Raw genomic sequence first — 20,502 nt, forward strand, 5'->3', positions numbered from 1 at the left:
CTGACCTGACGTCAGAATGCGTGGCGCAGCCCGAAGTCGTAGCCCGTAGCGCTGCGCGGTGCCAAACCCGCCACGCCCGAACCCGTAGACAAGAAGGCAGGGGCCCCAAGCCCGACGGCCATGATTGCAGGGTTGTTCTGCCCGTTCTTGATCCGAGCGCGAGCCACCGTGGCGTAGAGCGCGGTGCGCTTCGACAGGTTGTGGACGTAGCCGAGTGCGAGCTTGTTCACCGACGCGTCGCGGTCCAGTGCCAGCAACGTCGGCGCGGCGGAACCCGGGTCGTTCTTGAACTTAACGCGGGCGTACGACGCCTTCAGAACGCCGGCACCGACGGGGACCGTCATGCCGATCATGGCGCCGTTGTACTCGTCATTGTCTTTGAAGGTGAGTCTGCCGGCACTCAAGGGAGCGGTGGTGGTCTCAGCCTTGTCCTTGACCTGCGACAACTCGCCCATCAGCTTGAGGACACCAAAATCGTAGGACGCGCCCAAGTTGATCGTGCGCAGTTTCTCGGAAAGCCGGGTGCCGGCCACGACCCCGGCCTCGCTGATCAACAAGGTGTCGGCTGCCGTGCTTTGTCCGTAGGCAACCGCCACATCGAGCGGGCCGCTTGCATAGCCGAACCGCCCGCCGTAGTAGCGGCCACGTTGGGACGGGCTGTCGGACAGGTAGCTGTATTTCACGTTCTCAGGCAGGGCGTACATGACCTGACCGTAGAAACCGCCGAGATTGCGCGGCAGGAAGTAGCCGATGCTGTTCGATGCCCGGATCGCGTTGTCGTTCGCGGCGCCGGCGGAGCCCGGACCGCGCGCAGTGGCGATGTTGCCGCTGATGCTCTTGATGAGGTTTTCGCCGACGCCGACTGCGCCCATCGGATCGAACACGCTCTCGTTCCAGTAGGTCGGAACATAGTCCCGACCAAGCCTGAGCTCGCCGAAGCCACCTGACAGGCTCACGGTCGAGCGACGGTTGAACGAGGTCAGTCCGTTTGCGCCGCTGTCCTGGTTGAAGCCCGACTCGAGCCAGAATCCTGCCGCTAGTCCGCCGCCCAGATCCTCCGTGCCACGGAAGCCGACACGACTCGACGAGTTGGCGCCACTCGACAGCACGGTTTGAGAACGCGTCGCTTCTGCCACTGCGAGTGCCGACAGCGGCGGGAGCGTCCCGGTGTTGTTGTAAAAGGAACTCTTCACGCTGTAGCGGCTGACCGCTGAATCAGCGACGCCAAAAAGCGTCAAGGACGACTGCGCCGAAGCAACGCCCGAAGCAGCCAGCGCCGCAAAGGTGATCAAGGACTTACGCATAGCAAGTGTCTCCAAGGGACGGACAAGGATTACCGGCGCCTCGCAACGCCGGCGGTGGATGCGGCAACGTGCCGCAAGATGGTTCGGCAACGAGTGCCGGGTCTGGGTGATTCGGCCGATCAATCCGCCGCAAGCAGACGGACGTCTTGCGGCGCGAGGCCGCCCTCGTCCACCACGTCCTGCCAACGACCGAACTCGTGCCGAACGCGTTCCCGCAGCGCAGAGGGCGGACCGGCCTCGACCCTGGCGCCTTGGCGTTCGAATCGGGCAACCACTTGCGGATTGGCGAGAACCTCGTTGAGGGCGCGGTTGATCTGCGCGATCACTGCGGGGGAGGTACGTGCCGGAGCAAACAGCCCGTACCACTGCGAGACATCGACCCCTTCGATGCCTGCTTCCGACAGTGTGGGCATCGCTGGCAATGCATCGAGACGCGCTGGGGCCGCGACGGCAAGGGCGCGTAGCCGGCCGTCAAGGACGAAGGGATGTGCGGTGAACAGGCTCGGAAACATGACCTGCGAGCGACCATCGAGTGTGTCCACGATGGCAGGCGCTGCACCCTCATGGGTTCTGCCTTCCATCCTCGTGCCCGTGTTGAGTTGGAACAGCTCCGCCGCGAAGTGTGGCGGCGTACCGTCACCGGCCGACGCGTATCTGATGCTGCCTGGCCCGCTGCGCAGACGCTGCAGGAGGCTGCGAACGGTGTCGAAGCCGGCGTGCTGGTTGGCCACCATCAGGGTCGGCGACGATCCGATCAACCCGACCGGCTCAAAGTCTTTGACAGGGTGGTAGCCCAGCTTCTGGAGTGCGGGGTTCATGGCGTGGGTGCCCACGTAGCCGAACATGAGGGTGTGGCCGTCCGGTTCTGCCCTGGCCACATACTCGCTCGCGATGGCACCATTTGCGCCGGCCCGGTTGTCCACGAGAACTTCTTGGGCGAGCAACGGCTTCAGTTCGGCCGCGATGATCCTGGCCATCGTGTCGTTGCCGCCGCCTGCACGGGTGGGCACGATGATGGTGATCGGTTTGCGCGGGAACGTGGCCGACTGACGCGCAACGGCCTCGGGCCGCGTAAAGACATAGTCGGGCAACTGCATCTCGCCCTGCATGATCTTTCGGGCGGTACGCACCAGCGCCGCCGCCTTCACTGTTGCCTCATCCGCCCGGCCCTCAAGCTCGACTTCCACGTCGATCTGCCCTGCCGGATGCAGGAGAACCAGGTTGTGACGACCTGGCTCGCGAGCAGCGCCGCTTGCGACTGTGCCCGGGAGTGCGAAGGCGCTGAGAACGCCGATCGCACCCGTGACCGCATGCGACGCATGGCAGCGGCGCGGCGTGAAGTAACGCGAGGTAATGCTGTCTGGCGAGTCTCCCGCGCTGACCAGCACCGGCTTGGGAATGACGCTGCCCGAGACATCCCCGAGTCCCATCAACAGGCCGGCCTGAAGACGCAGCTTCTCGAGCCGCTCCAGCAGTGCCGAATTCGAATCGAGCGCCGCGGGCTTTTCGCCGCCGGTGACGCCAAGGTCACGCGCGCGCACGATCATGAGCGGCATCGCCGCATCGATGCACGTCACCTCGACGCCGTCAATCGTGTCGATCCGCCGACCGGTCGGAAAGACCTTGCCCGTCACCGCGCCCCACGCGTCCAGAAAGTTCAGGAGGATCGGTGCAGCCGTACCGGCCACGCCATCGATGCGCGCGTCTCCCTCGTAGGTGACACGCTTGCCGGGCGTCCTGACCGTGACGTCGATGCGCGATCGCGTGTTGACGTTGAAGACGCGTACCTGCGTGATGCCATCCTGCGCCTCCACCAGCCCCTGCTCGATCGCGAAGGGCACGACGCCCGACAGCATGTTGCCGCAGTTCGGGCGAGTGTCGACGGAACGGTGCCCGACCCCCACCTGCGCGAACAGGTAGTCCAGATGGCAGCCCGGTTCCTTTGAACGCGAAACGATGGCGACCTTGCTGTTGAGGGTGCTGCCGCCGCCCACGCCGTCGAGCTGCAGCGGATCTGAGGCACCGATCGCGCCGACCAGCGCCTGGTCGCGCTCCTCGTCGCTTTCAGGCAGCCACTCCCGCAGGAAGAAGGGGCCGCGTGAGGTACCCGCACGCATCAGCACGCAGGGAATGGTCCTGCTCATCTCAGTCAGCCGAAAGCTTTGCGGCCTGGACGACCTTCTTCCACTTGACCTGCTCCTGCTGCACATAGGTGCGCATCTGCTCGGAAGTCATGGTTTCAACTTCGGCGCCGTGGTCCTCCAGCTTCTTGATGACGCCCTTGTCGGCCAAAGCCGCGTTGAGCACCTTGTTGAGTTGTTCGATCACGGGCTTCGGGGTCTTGGCCGGCGCGAAGATGCCGTACCACTGCGAGACATCCACGTTGTCGACGCCCTGCTCCTTGAGCGTCGGCACGTCTGGCATCTGCGGCGAGCGCTTGCTGCCCGCGACGCCGATCGCCTTGAGCTTGCCAGCTTTCACGTAGGGCATGGCAGTGAAGAGGCTTGGGAACATCACCTGTGTCTGACCGCCGATGGTGTCGGTGATCGCGGGCGCCGATCCCTTGTACGGCACGTGAAGCATGCTAGTGCCGGTCGAGAGCTTAAACATCTCCGCGGCGAAATGCGGCGCGGTCCCATTGCCGGCAGACGCGTAGCTTGTCTTGTCGGGCGCGGATTTCAGCGCCGCGACGAGCTCCTTGGCATCGTTCGCTTTCACGGAGGGGGTGACGACCATCAGCGTCGCGGAGGTGCCGACCATGGCCACGGGCTCGAAATCCTTCACGGGGTCGTAGCGCAGCTTCTGCAGAGCGGGATTCATCGCATGGGTTGCGACATAGCCCAGCATCAGCGTATAGCCGTCCGGCGCGGCGCGCATCACGAACTCGCTGGCGATTGCGCCATTCGCACCCGCCTTGTTGTCGACGACGACCGGTTGCTTGAGCGCAGCCGACATCGCCTGGCCGATGACTCGCGCCATGGCGTCGTTGGCGCCGCCTGCGGCGGTCGGCACGACGATAGTGATCGATTTTTCGGGATAGGCGGCGAGCGCGCTGCTGCAGAAGAGCGCGGCCGCCGAGGCCAGGGCACACAGGACGGGTGCGTTACGAGATTGCATTGATGTCTCCGATAGTTGAAAGATTGGCATCCAGGTCGCTTCCTTGACCGTGGACCTATGGTCTTCGGTTCAATGCTTGCTGTGAATTGCATGTTTAGGATCGATTGATGCACACTGTCGATCAGTCAAACATGTTTGCGGTACGAGACGATGGCGATCAACTTCAACCTCAACGACCTGCAGGCGTTCCGCGCCGTCGCCGAACTGAGCAGCTTTCGCAAGGCGGCCGAAGCGCTGCACGTATCGCAGCCCGCGTTCAGCAGGCGCATCGAGAAGCTGGAAGAAGCGCTCGGGGTACGGCTGCTGGAGCGGACCACGCGGCGGGTGAGCTTGACCGCGGTCGGGCGCGACTTCGACCGGAAGGTGCAGCAGCTGCTTGACGATCTGGACCTCACGCTGCTGGGCATCCGCGGCGTGGCGGCAACGCGCATGGGCGAGGTCACCATCGCTTGCGTGCCATCGACGGTCTACTACTTCGTGTCGCAGGTGATCTCGCGCTATCACGAGCGCTATCCGAAGGTTCGGGTCAAGGTCTTCGATGCGAGCGCCAACGAGGTGCTGGCCGCCGTGTCGCGCGGCGAGGCGGATTTCGGGCTGAACTTCATTGGGGGCCAGGAACCCGACATTGAGTTCAAGCCGCTGATGGAGGAGCGCTTCGTCGCCGCATGCCGGCGCGACCATGCTCTCGCGGGCAAGCGGAAGGTGAGCTGGACGGAACTGGCGCAGTACGACTACATCTCGGTGAGCAAGGCATCCGGAAACCGGCTGTTGCTGGACCAAGCGCTATCAGGTCTGCCAGGGCGCCCGCAGGCGATCTACGAGGCGCAGCACGTCACGACGATGCTGGGCCTGGTCGAAGCCGGGCTCGGAGTCGCAGCAGTTCCGTCGATCGCCATGCCCGGCCCCGATCATCCGCTGCTGGTCAGCGTGCCGTTGGTCGAGCCGGTCGTCAGTCGCAGGGTGGGCCTGATCCGGCGCAAGGGCCGCACCCTCTCTCCGGCCGCCCTGCAGTTCTTCGAGTTTTTCTCTGAAATGAAGGGCAGGCGCGTCCAGGCCGGGAGAAAGCGCACCTCGGCTTGAAGGCTCAGCGACGCGCCGTCAGTACCCGATCGACCATCACGCCGGCCTGGCCAAGGTTGTTGACGGGGTCGCACATCGCGTCGAGCTGGGCGCGCGTGACATGCTTGCTGATCTCCGGGTGATCTGACAGGATCTCGATGAGCGGGCGATTCTTGCTAATCGCTTCGCGGCACAGGTCATACACAAGATCGTGAGCGTACTCGCGGCCGATGTACGGCCCCAGTCCCATCATCACGGCTTCAGACATCACCAAGCCGTTTGTGAGGTCGATGTTGGCGCGCATGCGGGTGGCGTCGACTTCGAGGCCCTTGAGGATGAATTTGGTCTGCTTCAGCGCCCCGGACATCAGGCAGAAGATTTCCGGCAAGGACACCCACTCGATTTCCCAAGGTCCGGTGGAGCGCTCGTGGTCGGCCACCATCGCATCCATGAGCGCAGCGACATGCTGGCGCGCCACGGAAATGTTGGCATGGATGTAGAGGCACGAGATCGGGTTGCGCTTTTGCGGCATGGTCGACGACGAACCGCGGCCAGGTGCAAATGGCTCGAACACCTCGGCGACTTCGGTCTGCATCATCAGCTTGACGTCCATCGCGATCTTGCCGAGCGAGCCGCCCACCAGTCCAAGGAAGGCGCCCACCTCCGCGATGGTGTCGCGCACGGTGTGCCAGGAGATCAGCGGCTGGGCAAGGCCAAGTTCCTTCATCAGTCCGGCCTGTGTTTCCATCGCGCCCTTCTCCAGCGACGACAGCGTGCCCGACGCGCCGCCGAACTCCCCCATCAGCACCCGCGGCTTGAGCTGCTGCAGACGCTCGCGGTGACGGTCGATACCGGCCAGGATGCTTGCCATCTTGTAGCCAAAGGTGATCGGTGTGGCCTGCTGCAGATTGGAGCGGCCGATCACCGGCGTATCGCGGTACCTTTTTGCCAGCGAGGCCAGCGCGTCGCCTATCTCGTCCAGGTCCTGCTCGACCAATGCGAGGCCTTCACGCATCTGCAGCACCGCTGCCGTATCGGTGATGTCCTGAGTGGTAGCGCCCCAGTGGCAATACTCGCCCAGCTTGTCGCGGCAGTTGGCGTTGATCTGGTTGACGACCGCAATGATTGGATAGCCGATCTGCTCGGTCTTGGCCTTGAGCTTCACCCAGTCGATCTGGGATAGCTCGCAGTTGCGGACGATCTCGTCTGCCGCATCCTTGGGGATGATACCGAGCTCGCCCTGCACCTTGGCCAGCGCGCGTTCGATGTCGAGGTACTTGGCGGTCCGGTTCTCGTCAGACCACACGTCGCGCATGCGCGCGTCGCTGAACATGTCGCCAAAGATGCGCGAGTCGATGATGGTGGAGGCCATGGTGTGGGATCTTTCTGGGCTGGATGTTGAGGGTAGGTTTATTCGCGGGCCAGGGCCAGCGTGCGTTGTGCCTGCAGCACCACAGGTCGATCGACCATGCGGCCATCGAGCCGCGCAGCGCCCGGGGACGCGGCATCGGCTGCCAGCACTCGCTGTGCCCACTCCAGTGCTTCTGCGGGGGGTCTTAGCGCGGTGTGAATGGGCTCCACCTGGCTCGGATGAATGCACAGTTTGGCGCCAAAGCCCACAGCACGCGCCGAAGCCAGGTCGGCCAGAAGGCGCTTGCGATCGTCCAGCCGGGGCGTGACCCCGGCAACCGGCGCCGGCAGGCCTGCCACGCGCGAGGCAATCGCGATGCGGCTGGCCGCGTAGGCGAGACCCGAGGCGTCGTTGTCAATCTCGATGTCCAGGTCCAATGCGAAGTCCAACGTGCCGAACACCAGGCGCGACACGCCCGCGGCGGCGACGGAGTCGACTCCGGCCACTCCGCGCGCACTTTCGATCAGCGCGAGAACGCTGGCTCCGGGCAGCGCGGCGAGCGTGGCCGCGACCTGCTGTGCAGACTCGGCCTTGGGCAGCAGAACGCTGCAGGCCCCGACCTTGCGCAGCGCCGTCAGGTCGTCATCGAACCACGGCGACGCGGCATCGTTGATGCGCACCACCGTGCGCGACCGGTCGCCCGCGGATGCGGAACGGAACCAGTCTGCGATCGCCTGGCGGGCAAGCGCCTTGTCGTCGGCTGCGACCGCGTCTTCAAGGTCCAGGATGACGGCATCCGCGCCGCTTGCCAGTGCCTTGCCGAAGCGTTCCGGCCGCGTGCCCGGAACGAAGAGGTAGGTGCGAGGAATATTGGAAGCAACGGACATGATGCCCACCTCAGACAGCCTTGGACGCGCGCAGCGCCTCGATCTCGGCCGCGCCGTAGCCCAGCTCGGCAAGGATTGCGTCGGTGTGCTGGCCGAGTGCCGGCACGGGGTCCATGCGCGGCCCCACGTCCCAGGTGCCGGGCGGCAGCATGGCGGGGAGCGGGCCGTTCGGCGAGCCGACTTCGGTCCAGCGCCCGCGCGCCTTCAGTTGCGGGTGGGCCCAGACATCATTCATGGTGTTGACCTGGGCATTGGCGATTTGCGCGAGTTCGAGCCGTTCGACCACCTGTGCCCTGGTCAGGGATGAGAAGGCTTCCACAATGATTCTGCGCAGCGCGTCGCGCTCGGCCACCCTCTTGAAGTTGGCTGTGAAGCGAGGATCGGCAGTCAGCGCCGGTCGCTGCAGCACCGTCTCGCAGAAACTGGCCCACTCGCGTTCATTCTGAAGGCCCAGCATCACCATGTTGCCGTCACCCGTGGGGAACGGGCCATAGGGGTAGATCGTTGCATGACTGGCGCCGGTTCGCGGTGGTGGTGCGGCGCCTTCGAAGGCGTAGTAGAGCGGATAGCTGGTCCATTCGGCGAGCGACTCCAGCATGGAGATGTCGATGCGCTGCCCCTTGCCGGTCTGGCCGCGTTGCAACAGCGCCGCGAGAATGCTGCTGTACGCGTACATGCCCGCGGCGATGTCGGCGATCGATGGACCGGCCTTGCACGGCTCATCGGGCGTGCCAGTGACCGAGACGAACCCCGCTTCGCTCTGAATAAGAAGATCGTAGGCCTTCTTGTCACGGTACGGACCGGGGTTGATCGGGTCGTCGCCATAGCCTGAGATGTCGCACACGATCAACCCCGGCTTTGCGGCGGACAGCATTTCATACCCGAGGCCGAGGCGCGCAGCGGCACCGGGCGCGAGGTTCTGTACGACGACATCTGCCTTCTCCAGCACCAGGCGTTCCAGAATCGTGGCCGCCTCGGGATGCTTGACGTCGAGCGTCAGGCTCTCCTTGGAGCGGTTGGTCCAGACAAAGTGCGACGCCAGTCCGTGCACGCGCTCGTCATAGCCTCGGGCGAAATCGCCCGATCCCGGCCGTTCGATCTTGATGACGCGTGCGCCGAGGTCAGCGAGTTGGCGCGTGGCGAAAGGCGCCGCGATCGCGTGCTCCAGCGTGACGACCGTGAGGCCCTTGAGTGGCTGCATGTGTTGCTCTATCCGAAGGTAGGTGGGTTGATGGAGATCAGCGCAGGACCGCAGTCGCGTCCATCGTGAGCCAGCCTTCGTGATCGGAGGCCCAGAGCCGGATGGTCTTTCCGTCGGCTTCAGGTTGTCCCTGGAGATGGAACGGATGCAGGTCGAATGTCGGGCGCACCGCCTTGAATCGAAAGCTGGCCACATCGGCTTGCGGCATCTGGCGCCGAAGGAGATCCATAAGCAGCGTTGCAATCAGCGGTCCATGCACGATCAGGCCGGGATAGCCCTCGACGTTGGTGACGTACTGCCTGTCATAGTGAATGCGATGGCCGTTGAAGGTGAGTGCCGAGTAGCGAAACAGCAGCACGTCATCCGGCACGATGGAGCGCCTCCATTGGGCTTCCGCAGGCGCGGCTTGTGGCGGTGGGGCGACGTCGTTCGGACCCTGAGCCTCGCGGTAGACGATGTCGTGGAATTCGACGAGCGCTGGTTCGCTGCTGTCGTTGCAGCGCACCTCGTGCCTGACCTTGACGAAGACAAGCGTGCCGGTGCGGCCCTCTTTGACGGTCACGTCGTCGATGGTCGAGGTTCGCGCGACCCGGTCACCGACTCGTATGGGCGAGCGAAACTCGAACTGGCTGCCGGCCCACATGCGGCGAGGCAGTGGCACCGGAGGAAGGAAGCCGCCGCGCTTGGCGTGCCCATCGGCGCCGATTTCCGACTGTCGATGCATCGGCAGGAAATACAACCAATGCCAAAGGTACGGCAAAGTGGTGCCGGTCTCGACGGGCACCGAAGGGTGATCCAGCGTGGCGGTCAGCGCGATGACGGGCGTCGGGTTAACAGCGTCCTGAATGGTCTCGCTGCGTCCGATCCAGGCACGAAGTTCTTCAGCTTGAAGAGTCACTCACTTGTCTCCAGTTGCGGCTCCTGTATCTGAGGAACCTTGCGAACGAGTCTCGCGCCTTGGCAGGACAAAGTGAATTGCAAGATTCAGAACGATTGATGCATCGGGCGCATAAACGATATGCTCGCGCAGGATCGGCCCGCGGCAATATCGGCATTGACAAGAACGGCCAGGCATTCGATCCGCAGTACTCCACTGCGCTCGAGGCCGGCTTGAAGCTGCAAACGCGGGATCAGCGCCTGGGCGCCAATCTGGCGGTGTTCGACATCAAGAAGACGAACGTACTGACAGCAAGCGACACACCGGGATTCTCCGTTGCGGCAGGCGAAGTCATGGAACAAGCGATTTCGTTCAAGCGTCGGCCTATTCCCCCCGCGGCGAGTTCCTTGAACGGACACATCAATTGAGCCTCGATCGACATCAAGGCCGCCGGCATCAAGCTCGATTGAAGCTGACGTACCAATCTGGAAGTGAGGTATTACCCTCGCACTCGGTTTTCGGGCGCAACCGATGCGATGAACTCCGACCTGCGCCGGGCAACTCAGACCGAAATCTTCTCCAGGTAATAGCAGCCGAGCCCGCGAACCGTTGCGACGCGCACCGGCCCCTTCTCTATCTTCTTGCGCAGGCGATGGATGTACACCTCGATCGCATTGAGGCTCACCTCCTCGCCCCATTCGCACAGGCGCTCCACCAACTGGTCCTTGCTGACCGGCCGCCCTGCGCGCTGCAGGAGCACCTCGAGCAGGCTCAGCTCCCGGCCCGACAAGTCCACCATCTTGCCGTCGAGCGTTGTCAATCGGCTGGCCTGATCGTAGACCAGCGGGCCATGCCTGATCGCGTTGCCGGAGATGCCCATGCCGCGTCGCGAGAGCGCGCGTACGCGCGCCTTGAGCTCCTCCAAGCTAAAGGGCTTGGCCATGCAGTCGTCGGCGCCGTTGTCCAGGCTCCTGACGCGCTCCTCCACGCTGTCTGCCCCGGTGAGTACAAGCACCGGTAGGTGCGACCCGCGGGCACGCAGGCGCCTGAGGATCTCGAGGCCGTCCATGGCGGGAAGGCCGAGATCGAGGATCAGCAGGTCGAACTCGCCATGGGTGATGAGGCTCGTATCTGCCTCCGAGCCGTTGGTCACGTGATCAACCACGGCGCCCGACGCACGCAGGGTGCGCAGGATCGAGTCGGCCAGCACCTGATCGCCGTCCGCGACAAGAATTTTCATGGTGATCTCTTACGTTGATCCCCTGACCACCGCTCACGGAGTCGCACGAGCCGCCAACGATTGACAGGCTGCGTCTTCGGTTCTCTCATGCAACGCCTCAATGCAGCTTGACGTGCGGCTCGGTGCGCCGCGTGATGAGCCGGGCCAGCGTGTCGAGCGAGACCTTGACCACGCCGTGCAGCGCGAGTTCGTGCATCTTGTAGAGCGACACGTACATCAGCCGTGCGAAGGCGCCTTCGATCATCAGGCTGCCGCCGATCAGGCCGCCCATCATGTTGCCCACAGTGCTGAACTCGCCGAGTGACACGAGCGAGCCGAAGTCGCGGTAGCGGTAGGGCTTGAGCGCCTTTCCGCCCAGGCGCCGGCGGATCTGCGCCGCGACGTGCGAGGCCTGCTGGTGCGCCGCCTGCGCGCGCGGCGGCACCAGGCCGCCCTTGCCGCCGTTGGCCTCGGGCCACTCGCAGGCCGCGCAGTCGCCGATGGCGAAGATGTCGCCATCGCGCGTGGTCTGCAGGGTCGGCAGCACCGCGAGCTGGTTGCTGCGGTTGGTCTCCAGCCCCGCGATGTCCTTCATCAAGTCGGCCGCCTTCACGCCCGCGGCCCACACCACCAGCTCGGCCGGCAGCGTGCGGCCGTCGGCCAGGCGCACGCCCTCGGGCAGCACCTCGGCCACCTTGGCCGAGGTGTGGACGTCCACGCCCAGCTTGCGCAGCAGCGCCTCGGTGGCGGCCGACATGCGCGGCGGCAGTGCGGGCAGGACGCGGTCGGCAGCCTCGATCACGCTGACCTGGATGTCCTTCTCGGCGTCCACGCGATCGAGCCCGTAGGCCACGACCTCGCGCGTGGTGCGATGCAGCTCGGCTGCCAGCTCCACGCCGGTGGCGCCCGCGCCGATGATCGCCACGTGCAGCTGCTCGGGCCGCAGCGGCGCGGCCTGCGCGTGCGCACGGATGCAGGCGTTGACCATGCGCTGGTGAAAGCGCTGCGCATCCGCCTTCGACTCGAGCCGCAGCGCATGCTCGCGCACGCCGGGCGTGCCGAAGTCGTTGCTGAGGCTGCCGATGGCGACCACCAGTGTGTCGTAGCCGAAGGCGCGCGCGGGCGTGACCAGCCGGCCCTCGTCGTCCAGGTAGGGTGCGACATGCACCTCGCGCCGCTCGCGGTCGATGCCGGTCAGCTCGCCGAGCCGGAAGCGGAAACGATGCCAGTGCGCCTGCGCAAGGTAGTCGACCTCGTGTGCGCTCAGGTCCATGCTGCCCGCGGCGATCTCGTGCAGCTTGGGCTTCCACACGTGGGTGCGGTGCTTGTCGACGAGCGTGATGTCCGCCATGCCGCGCTTGCCCAGCGTATCGCCGAGACGCGTGGCCAGCTCCAGACCGCCGGCACCGCCGCCCACGATGACGACTCGGTGCTTGGACAAGGGGCTGTTCATGGTTGACTGCTCGTACAGGCGCGGGGGCACTTCAATGCGGCCGGGCCACGATGACCGATCGGTTCGCCGGGCACGGCCACCTTGTGGAGGCGCGCCAGCATTCCAGGCCGAGGCCCAGCGCTGCTACAGCTGCCCCTGGCACACGTACTTGATGTGCAGGTAGTCGTCGAGCCCGTGCACTGAGCCTTCGCGTCCGTAACCTGAGGCCTTGACGCCGCCGAAAGGGGCGGCCTCCGCGGCGAGCGCGCCTTCGTTGATACCGACGATGCCTGTCTCCAGCGCCTCGGCCACGCGCCAGATGCGGCGCACGTCGGTCGAGTAGAAGTAGGCCGCGAGCCCGAAGGGCGTGTCGTTGGCCGCCGCGATCACCTCGGCTTCGCTGTCGAAGCGCGTGATCGGCACCACCGGCCCAAAGGTCTCCTCGCAGCTGCATTCCATGGTCGCGTCGGCGTTCACCAGCACGGTGGGCGCAAAGTAGTTGGGTCCGTCGCAGCGCGCGGAGCGCAGCCGCTTGCCGCCGACCACGACGCGCGCGCCTCTCTCGACGGCATCGCGCACATGGCGTTCGATCTTGTCGACCGCACGCGCATTGATCATCGGACCGATCTGCGAGCCCGTGTCGCTCGCCGGGCCGACCTGGAGTGCGCCGACGCGCCCAGCCAGTTTATCGACGAAGGCGTCGTGCACCCTCGCCTGCACGAACACGCGGTTCGGGGAGACGCAGGTCTGGCCGCCGTTGCGGAACTTGGCCGCCATCAGGCCTTCGACCGCGGCATCGATGTCGGCATCTTCGAAGACGATGAAGGGCGCGTTGCCGCCGAGCTCGAGCGAGAGCTTCTTCAGCGTGTCGGCCGAGGCGCGCGCCAGATGCTTGCCCACGGGCGTCGAGCCGGTGAAGCTGATCTTGCGCACGCGCGCATCGGCCAGCCACACGTCCACCACCTCGGGCGTGCGCTCGCGCGAGGCGGTGACGATGTTGAGCACCCCCGCCGGCACCCCGGCCTCCTGGGCCAGCTTGACCAGGGCCAGCGATGTCAGCGGCGTGTCCTCGGCCGGCTTGCACACCACGGTGCAACCGGCGGCGAGCGCGGGGGCGATCTTGCGCGCGATCATGGCGGCCGGGAAGTTCCACGGCGTGATGGTGGCGACCACGCCGACCGGTTCCTTCAGCGCGAACATGCGCCGGCCTGGCACCGGCGCAGGGATCACCTCGCCGTTGGCGCGCGTGGCTTCCTCGGCAAACCACTCGATGTAGCTTGCGGCGTAGGCCACCTCGCCGCGGCCCTCGGCCAGCGGCTTGCCCTGTTCGCGCGAGATCAGCCGGCCCAGGTCCTCCTGGTGCGCCAACACCAGGTCGTTCCAGCGCTTGAGGATGCGGGCGCGCTCCTTGGCCGGCACGGCGCGCCAGGCCGGGAAGGCGGCGTGCGCGGCATCGACCGCGGCGCGTGCGTCGGCGGCCGTGCCGTCGGGCACGCTGGCGAAGACGGTGTCGGTGGCAGGGTCGGTGACGTCCAGGCGGCGCGTGTCGCTCGCCTCGCGCCATTCGGCGCCGATCAGCTGGCGCCCGGGCATCAGGTCCTGGCGTTCAAGGTTCAGTGTCATGGTGTTTGTCATGGGGGTTTCAGGCTGCGGCGACGCGCTCGGCAATCGCCATGCCGAGTTCGGTGGTGGATGCCGTGCCGCCGAGGTCGCGCGTGCGCGGGCCCTCGCGCAGCACCGCCTCGATGGCGGCGAGGATCGCGTCGTGCGCGGCGCGGCCGGCGCCCTGGCCTTGGGTGAGGAAGTCCAGCATCAGCGCCCCCGACCAGATCATGGCGATCGGGTTGGCGATGTTCTGGCCGTAGATGTCGGGCGCCGAGCCGTGCACGGGCTCGAACAGCGAGGGGAACCTGCGATCCGGGTTGAGGTTGGCCGAGGGTGCCAGGCCGATGGTGCCGGTGGTCGCGGGGCCGAGGTCGGAGAGGATGTCGCCGAACAGGTTGCTTGCCACCACCACGTCGAAGCGCGTGGGCTGCAGCACGAAGCGCGCCGACAGGATGTCGATGTGCTGCTTGTCGACCTGCACCTCGGGATAGTCGCGGCCGACGGCGTCGGCGCGGCCGTCCCACCAGGGCATGCTGATGGCGATGCCGTTGCTCTTGGTGGCCACCGTCAGGTGCTTTCTCTTGCGCGCCTGGGCGAGTTCGTAGGCGTACCTCAGCACGCGGTCGGTGCCGTGGCGCGAGAACACCGATTCCTGGATCACGATCTCGCGCTCGGTGCCCTCGTACATCACGCCGCCGAGCGAGGTGTATTCGCCCTCGGTGTTCTCGCGCACCACGAGGTAGTCGATGTCGCCGGGCTGGCGGCCGGCCAGCGGGCAGGGCACGCCTTCGAACAGGCGCACCGGGCGCAGGTTGATGTACTGGTCGAATTCGCGGCGGAACTTCAGAAGCGACCCCCACAGCGAGACGTGGTCGGGCACGGTCGCGGGCCAGCCGACGGCGCCGAAGTACAGCGCGTCCACGCCCTTCAGTTGTTCCTTCCAGTCGTCCGGCATCATCTGGCCGTGCGCGGCGTGGTAGTCGCAGCTGGCCCAGTCGATGGTGCGGCAGTCGAGCTCGAAGCCGAAGCGCGCCGCTGCGGCCTGCACCACGCGCAGGCCTTCGGGCATCACTTCCTTGCCGATGCCGTCGCCGGCGATCAGCGCGATGCGGAAGGTGGGTGTCATCTCGGTTTTCCTCATGATGCTGCCGCGGCCTTGCGGTCCATGTCGTCGAGCCAGCCCTGGCGCAGCTCGGGCACCGAACGGGCGAGTAGTTCGTAGTAGGGGTGGTGCGGCCCGCGCTCGTAGTCGCAGCGCGCCACCTGCGCGAGCTTGCGGCCGTGCTGCATGACGACGATCTCGTCGCACACCGCGCGCACCGTGTGCAGGTCGTGGCTGATGAAGAGATAGGAGACACCGAGCTCGCGACGCAGCTCGGCCAGCAGGTCGAGCACCGCCGCGGCGACCACGGTGTCCAGCGCCGAGGTCACTTCGTCGCAGAGGATCAGGTCCGGATCGGCCGCGAGCGCGCGTGCGAGGTTCACGCGCTGCTTCTGCCCGCCCGAGAGGCCGCCCGGCAGGCGCCCGGCCACCGAATGCGGCAGCTTCACGAGATCCAGCAGTTCGCGGATGCGGCGCTGGAGCGGCGCGCCGCGCAGGCCCTTGTAGAACTCGAGCGGGCGCGCCAGGATGCGCTCGATGGTCTGCGAGGGATTGAGCGCGGTGTCGGCCATCTGGAACACGATCTGGATGCGGCGCAGCTCGTCGCGGTCGCGCTGCTGCAGCGTCGGCTTGAGCTCGCGGCCGCGGAACAGCACGCTGCCATGGCTGGGCTTCAAGAGGCCGGCCACGGCCCGCGCCAGCGTGGTCTTGCCCGAGCCCGACTCGCCGATCACGCCGATCGCCTGACCGCGGTGGAGCTTCAGATCGATGTCCTGCAGGATCGGCTTGGCCGGACGCCCCTGCGCATCCACCGGGCCGTAGCCGGCCGAGAGCTGCTGCACATGGAGCAGCAGCTCGGGGTCGTCGTTGGCTGCCTTGCCCGATTCGCGCGTTGCCGGCCGGGCGGCGGCCAGCAGGCACTTCGTGTAGTCGTCCACCGGTGCCGAGAGGATCTGCCCGGTCGCGTTCAGCTCACGCATTTTTCCGTCGCGCAGCACCAGGATGTGGTCCGCCATCTGCGCCACTACGGCCAGGTCGTGACTCACGTACACCGCGGTGGCGCGGCGCTCGCGCACCACGCGGCGGAAGGCGTGCAGCACCTCGATCTGAGTCGTCACGTCGAGCGCGGTGGTCGGCTCGTCGAGGATCACGAGCTCGGGGTCGCCGATCAGCGCCATCGCGGCCATCAGCCGCTGCAACTGGCCGCCGGAGACCTGGTGCGGGTAGCGCGCGCCGATGGTTTCCGGATCGGGCAGCGCCAGCTCGCGGAAGAGCTGCACCGCCTTCGCCTCCGCCTCGGCCCGCTTGCACAGGCCGTGGATGACGGTCGGCTCGACCACCTGGTCCATGATCGTGCGCGAGGGATTGAAGGAGGCGGCCGCGCTCTGCGCAATGTAGGAGACCGTGCGGCCGCGCAGCGCGCGCTGTTGCGCCGCATCGAGCGCCAGCACGTCGGTGTCGCCGATCTGCACCCGGCCGGCCGAGATGCGGCAGCCGTGGCGCGCATAGCCCATCAGCGCCAGCGCGGTGGTGGTCTTGCCGGAGCCCGACTCGCCGATCAGCGCCAGCACCTCGCCGGGCTGCACGGAGAAGCTCAGGTTGTCGACCAGCGTAGTCGCGCCGGCGCAGATGCTCAAGTTGTTGACGATCAGGGGTGCGCCCATGTCAGTGGCTCCTGTTTGCGCCGGGAACACCGCGGAACCGGCTTTGCCGGGCCGATGGTGTTGCCCCCGGCGAGGGGGTTGGCGGCCACACGAAGTGGGCAAGCCTGGGGGTGGGCTTCATCGTGTTCCTCTTTCGCGGGCAGTGCGGCCCGGCAGGTTGTCGATGACGAGGTTGACCGCGATGGTCAGGCTCGCGATGGCCAGCGCCGGCACGATCACCGAGGCGCCGCCCATGGCCAGCGCGCCGATGTTCTCGCGCACCAGCGAGCCCCAGTCGGCCGCCGGCGGCTGGATGCCCAGGCCGAGGAAGCTCAGGCTCGCCAGCAGCAGCACGACGTAGACGAAGCGCAGGCCCAGGTCGGCCAGCATCGGCCCGACGATGTTGGGCAGGATCTCGCGCAGCATGATGTAGAGCGTGCCCTCGCCGCGCGTGCGCGCCACGGTCACGTAGTCGAGCGCATTGATGTTGACGGCCAGCGAGCGCGCCATGCGGTAGGCGCCCGGCACGTAGATGATGCCCGCCGTGACGACCAGCATCGGCACCGAGGAGCCGAAGCCCGCCACCATGATCAGCGCGAACATCTTGCTCGGGATCGCGGTCAGCGTGTCCAGGCCGCGGCTGAGCACCGCGTCGATCCAGCGGCCGCTGGCGGCGGCCAGCAGCGCCAGCGTGGTGCCGGTGCCGCTGGCCAGCAGCGTGGCAAACAGCGCGACGCCGATCGTGTAGCGCGCCCCCTCGATGATGAGTGCCAGCATGTCGCGGCCGAGGTAGTCGGTGCCCAGCCAGTGCTTCGCGCTGATCGGCGCGAAGACGTTCGAGGTGCCCATGGCCGCCGTGCTGTGCGAGAGCAGCCAGGGGCCGAGCAGCGCTGCGAGCAGCCAGAACAGCAGCACCGCGAGGCCAAGCAGGCCGGAGGGGCCGAAGCCGCCGAGCCGGCGCAGCGGGCTGCTTCGCCGCTCGGGTGGCGGGGCCGCGACGGAAGCCGTGGCGTTCACGGCCGAGGTGGAGGTAGACGTTTCCATGGAGCTGGCCTCAACGGTGCCGCAGCCGCGGGTTGGCGAGGATGCCGCAGATGTCGGCCGTCGTCACCAGGATCAGGTAGGCGCAGCAGAAGATCATGGCGCAGGTCTGCACCAGCGGCATGTCGCGCTGCGACACGCCGTCGACCATCAGCTTGGCGATGCCCGGGTAGTTGAAGATGGTCTCGACGATGATCACGCCGCCGAGCAGGTAAGACAGGCTCAGCGCCACCGCGTTGGCGATCGGGCCCACCGCGTTGGGCAGCGCATGCGCCAGCACCATGCGCATCGGCGAGGCGCCCTTGAGCCGCACCATCTCGATGTAGGGCGCCTCGAGCTGGTCGATCACCGCGGCACGCGTCATGCGCATCATCTGCGCCACGATCACGCAGCACAGCACCAGCACCGGCATCGCGAAGGCGCGCAGCAACTGGCCCAGCGACTCGATGTCGTTGACGAAGGAGAGCGCCGGCAGCCAGCGCAGCTTGACCGCGAAGACCAGCACCGCGAGGGTTGCGACCAGGAACTCCGGCACCGACACCACGCCCACCGCCGTCGTCGATGCCGCGCGGTCGAACCAGGAGCCGCGCCACACTGCCGAGGCGATGCCGAGCGCGAGCGCGATGGGCACCGAGAACAGCGCCGTGACGGCGGCCAGCAGCAGCGAGTTGGGCAGCCGGCTGGCGACCAGCTCGGCCACCGGCATCTGCGTCGTGGCCGAGCGGCCGGGGTCGCCCGTCACCATACCGAGCAGCCACTTCGCGTAGCGTTGGGGCGCCGGCACGTCCAGGCCCATCTGCGCGCGCAGCGCGGCGACCGCCTCGGGCGTGGCGTCCTGGCCGAGCTGTTCCTGCGCGGCATCGCCGGGCAGCACCGCGGTGATCGAGAAGACGATCACCGACACCGCCAGCAACGACAGCAGCGCCAGCGCGATGCGCTGGGCGAGAAGCTTCAGGATTACATGGTTCATCTCGGTGCTCCGTGGGGCGAGGCGAACGGCTGGGGAGGCGTCATGCCTCCAGCCATACGTTCTCGGCGAAGTTGTAGCCCATCAGGCCGCCCAGAGGGATGGGCGACAGGCCCTTGAGCTTGGACGTATGGCCGTCGATGCTCGCCAGGAACAGCGGGATGCCGATGCCGGCGTCCTGGTGGATCATGGTCTGCATGTCGGCGTACATCTGCTTGCGCTTGGCCAGGTCGGTCTCGGCGCGCGAAGCCAAGAGCAGCTGGTCGAACTTCTCGTTCTTCCAGCGCGATTCGTTCCAGGCGGCGCCCGACTGGAAGAACTGCGTGAGCAGCACGTCGGCGCTCGGGCGCGGGTTGACGTTGCCGAAGCCCACGTGGCTGTTGAGCCAGTGGTTCGACCAGTAGCCGTCGGCCGGCATGCGCTTGAGGTCGAGCTCCAGCCCGGCGCGCTGCGCGGTCTGCTGCAGCATCAGCGCGATTTCCACCGAGTACAGCGCCGCGGGCGATGCCACCACCGGCACCTTGCCCGTGATACCGGACTTCTGCAGATGGAACTTGGCCTTGTCGAGGTCGAAGGGCCGCTGCGGCAGGCCGGCGAAGTAGAAGCGGTTGGTCGGGTCGATCGGCTGGTCGTTGGCGACTACCGCATAGTCGAGCGCGATGGTCTTCTTCATCTGCTCGCGGTCGAACAGGTGCTTCATCCCGAGCACGAAGTCCGGGTTGGCACCGGGGCCCACGTCCTTGCGCATCACGAGGTCGGAGTACTGGCCGGACTGGGTGACGAAGATCCCGAAGCCGGGCGTACTCTTCACGCGCTCCACCGAGCGCGGATTGACCGAGCCCACCAGGTCCATGCCGCCGGACAAGAGCGCATTGACACGCGCGCTCTCGTCGCCGATGCCCACGAACTCGATCTCGTCGAGGTAGGGCTTGCCGGGCTTCCAGTAGGCGTCGTTGCGCACCATCAGCGAGCGCACGCCGGGCTTGAACTCCTTGAGCTTGTAGGGCCCGGTGCCGATGCCGGCATTGAAGTCGGTGGTGCCCTCCTTGACGATGTGGAAGTGGAAGGTGCCCAGGATCACCGGCAGGTCGGCGTTGGGCGCGCTGAGCACAAAGGTCACCTCGTTCGGGCCGGTCGCCTTGACGCTCTCTATCTGGTCGGCAAGGATCTTGGCCTTGGAGGCGGTGGCCGGGTCCTTGTGGCGCATGATCGAGAACACCACATCGGCCGGCGAGAGCGCCTTGCCGTCGTGGAAGCTCACGCCCTTGCGCAAGGTGAAGACCCAGGTCTTCGCGTCCTTGGTGGTGAACGATTCGGCCAGCGCGGGCTGCGGCGTCAGGCTGCCGTCCAGCGAGGTCAGGCCGTTGTAGATCATGTTGCCGCGCGAGTAGTCGGTCTGGTTCGACTGCTTGGCCGGGTCGAGCGTGTCGGTGGCGGCGGCGGTCGCGCCGGCCACTCGGATGCGCCCGCCCTTCCTGGGCGTCTGCGCATGGGCGGACATCGCCGCGCCCGCGATGCCGCCGGCCAGTGTGGCCTGCATACCGCCGGCCATCAGCATCGCGAGGATGTCGCGCCGCGAGGCGCCGCGCTTGAGCGACTCCATCACGCGAAGGCTTTCGCCGGGACCGACGAGGTTGTCGAAGCTCTTGTTGCTGCTGCTGTCGCTCATGGTGGGGTACTCCTCTGGTTGTCGATGA

17 protein-coding genes are annotated in these 20,502 nt (G+C 66.5%); 2 read left to right on the forward strand and 15 right to left on the reverse strand.

Annotation, left to right across the window (positions count from 1 at the left end):
• Positions 1–11 precede the first annotated feature (11 nt).
• The 3 genes from ACSQ89_RS35910 to ACSQ89_RS35920 form a co-directional block, all read right to left on the reverse strand.
• Positions 12–1,304, reverse strand: a complete 1,293-nt coding sequence (locus ACSQ89_RS35910) for a porin (protein WP_436295077.1) — start codon at positions 1,302–1,304, stop codon at positions 12–14.
• Between the two features lie 119 nt (positions 1,305–1,423).
• On the reverse strand, positions 1,424–3,448 hold the full coding sequence (locus ACSQ89_RS35915; RefSeq protein WP_436296951.1) for a 4-oxalomesaconate tautomerase: 2,025 nt from the start codon (positions 3,446–3,448) through the stop codon (positions 1,424–1,426).
• Between the two features lies 1 nt (position 3,449).
• On the reverse strand, positions 3,450–4,421 hold the full coding sequence (locus ACSQ89_RS35920) for a Bug family tripartite tricarboxylate transporter substrate binding protein (protein WP_436295079.1): 972 nt from the start codon (positions 4,419–4,421) through the stop codon (positions 3,450–3,452).
• A 150-nt stretch (positions 4,422–4,571) separates the two neighbouring features.
• Between ACSQ89_RS35920 and ACSQ89_RS35925 the strand changes: the two genes are divergently transcribed.
• Positions 4,572–5,501 carry a LysR family transcriptional regulator gene (locus tag ACSQ89_RS35925; protein WP_436295080.1) on the forward strand — a complete coding sequence of 310 codons (930 nt, stop codon included), beginning with the start codon at positions 4,572–4,574 and terminating at the stop codon, positions 5,499–5,501.
• A 4-nt stretch (positions 5,502–5,505) separates the two neighbouring features.
• Here the strand turns inward: ACSQ89_RS35925 and ACSQ89_RS35930 are convergent, their stop codons facing one another.
• From ACSQ89_RS35930 to ACSQ89_RS35945, 4 genes are read right to left on the reverse strand one after another with little or no spacing between them, the layout of a single operon-like run.
• Positions 5,506–6,852: a class-II fumarase/aspartase family protein gene (locus ACSQ89_RS35930; RefSeq protein ID WP_436295081.1), complete on the reverse strand. Its 1,347-nt coding sequence runs from the start codon at positions 6,850–6,852 to the stop codon at positions 5,506–5,508.
• 38 nt (positions 6,853–6,890) lie between these two features.
• Entirely contained in the window at positions 6,891–7,718 is an 828-nt protein-coding gene (locus ACSQ89_RS35935) for an HpcH/HpaI aldolase/citrate lyase family protein (protein ID WP_436295151.1), read from the reverse strand.
• Positions 7,719–7,728: 10 nt separating this feature from the next.
• Positions 7,729–8,919 carry a CaiB/BaiF CoA transferase family protein gene (locus ACSQ89_RS35940; protein WP_436295082.1) on the reverse strand — a complete coding sequence of 397 codons (1,191 nt, stop codon included), beginning with the start codon at positions 8,917–8,919 and terminating at the stop codon, positions 7,729–7,731.
• 37 nt (positions 8,920–8,956) lie between these two features.
• Positions 8,957–9,817 (reverse strand): FAS1-like dehydratase domain-containing protein, encoded by an 861-nt coding sequence (locus tag ACSQ89_RS35945; RefSeq protein WP_436296952.1) that lies wholly within the window; start codon positions 9,815–9,817, stop codon positions 8,957–8,959.
• Between the two features lie 59 nt (positions 9,818–9,876).
• Between ACSQ89_RS35945 and ACSQ89_RS35950 the strand changes: the two genes are divergently transcribed.
• Positions 9,877–10,224: a TonB-dependent receptor domain-containing protein gene (locus ACSQ89_RS35950; RefSeq protein ID WP_436295084.1), complete on the forward strand. Its 348-nt coding sequence runs from the start codon at positions 9,877–9,879 to the stop codon at positions 10,222–10,224.
• Between the two features lie 134 nt (positions 10,225–10,358).
• Here ACSQ89_RS35950 and ACSQ89_RS35955 read toward each other — a convergent pair whose 3' ends face one another.
• The 8 genes from ACSQ89_RS35955 to ACSQ89_RS35990 form a co-directional block, all read right to left on the reverse strand.
• Positions 10,359–11,036, reverse strand: coding sequence for a response regulator (locus tag ACSQ89_RS35955; RefSeq protein WP_436295085.1), 678 nt, complete (start codon positions 11,034–11,036; stop codon positions 10,359–10,361).
• Between the two features lie 97 nt (positions 11,037–11,133).
• The gene (locus ACSQ89_RS35960; protein WP_436295086.1) at positions 11,134–12,468 is read right to left on the reverse strand and encodes an NAD(P)/FAD-dependent oxidoreductase; all 1,335 of its coding nucleotides are present in this window, start codon (positions 12,466–12,468) and stop codon (positions 11,134–11,136) included.
• Between the two features lie 123 nt (positions 12,469–12,591).
• Positions 12,592–14,070 (reverse strand): NAD-dependent succinate-semialdehyde dehydrogenase, encoded by a 1,479-nt coding sequence (locus ACSQ89_RS35965; protein ID WP_436295087.1) that lies wholly within the window; start codon positions 14,068–14,070, stop codon positions 12,592–12,594.
• Positions 14,071–14,089: 19 nt separating this feature from the next.
• Positions 14,090–15,178: a tartrate dehydrogenase gene (locus ACSQ89_RS35970; RefSeq protein ID WP_436295088.1), complete on the reverse strand. Its 1,089-nt coding sequence runs from the start codon at positions 15,176–15,178 to the stop codon at positions 14,090–14,092.
• 11 nt (positions 15,179–15,189) lie between these two features.
• Positions 15,190–16,818 carry an ABC transporter ATP-binding protein gene (locus ACSQ89_RS35975; RefSeq protein ID WP_436295089.1) on the reverse strand — a complete coding sequence of 543 codons (1,629 nt, stop codon included), beginning with the start codon at positions 16,816–16,818 and terminating at the stop codon, positions 15,190–15,192.
• A gap of 117 nt (positions 16,819–16,935) precedes the next feature.
• The gene (locus ACSQ89_RS35980) at positions 16,936–17,841 is read right to left on the reverse strand and encodes an ABC transporter permease (protein WP_436296953.1); all 906 of its coding nucleotides are present in this window, start codon (positions 17,839–17,841) and stop codon (positions 16,936–16,938) included.
• Positions 17,842–17,851: 10 nt separating this feature from the next.
• Positions 17,852–18,808 (reverse strand): ABC transporter permease, encoded by a 957-nt coding sequence (locus ACSQ89_RS35985; RefSeq protein ID WP_436296954.1) that lies wholly within the window; start codon positions 18,806–18,808, stop codon positions 17,852–17,854.
• Positions 18,809–18,848: 40 nt separating this feature from the next.
• Positions 18,849–20,474, reverse strand: a complete 1,626-nt coding sequence (locus tag ACSQ89_RS35990; RefSeq protein WP_436296955.1) for an ABC transporter substrate-binding protein — start codon at positions 20,472–20,474, stop codon at positions 18,849–18,851.
• Between the last annotated feature and the right edge of the window lie 28 nt (positions 20,475–20,502).

It is taken from the genome of Variovorax sp. LjRoot175 (genome assembly GCF_964253805.1).
Classification (GTDB): Bacteria; Pseudomonadota; Gammaproteobacteria; order Burkholderiales; family Burkholderiaceae_C; genus Variovorax.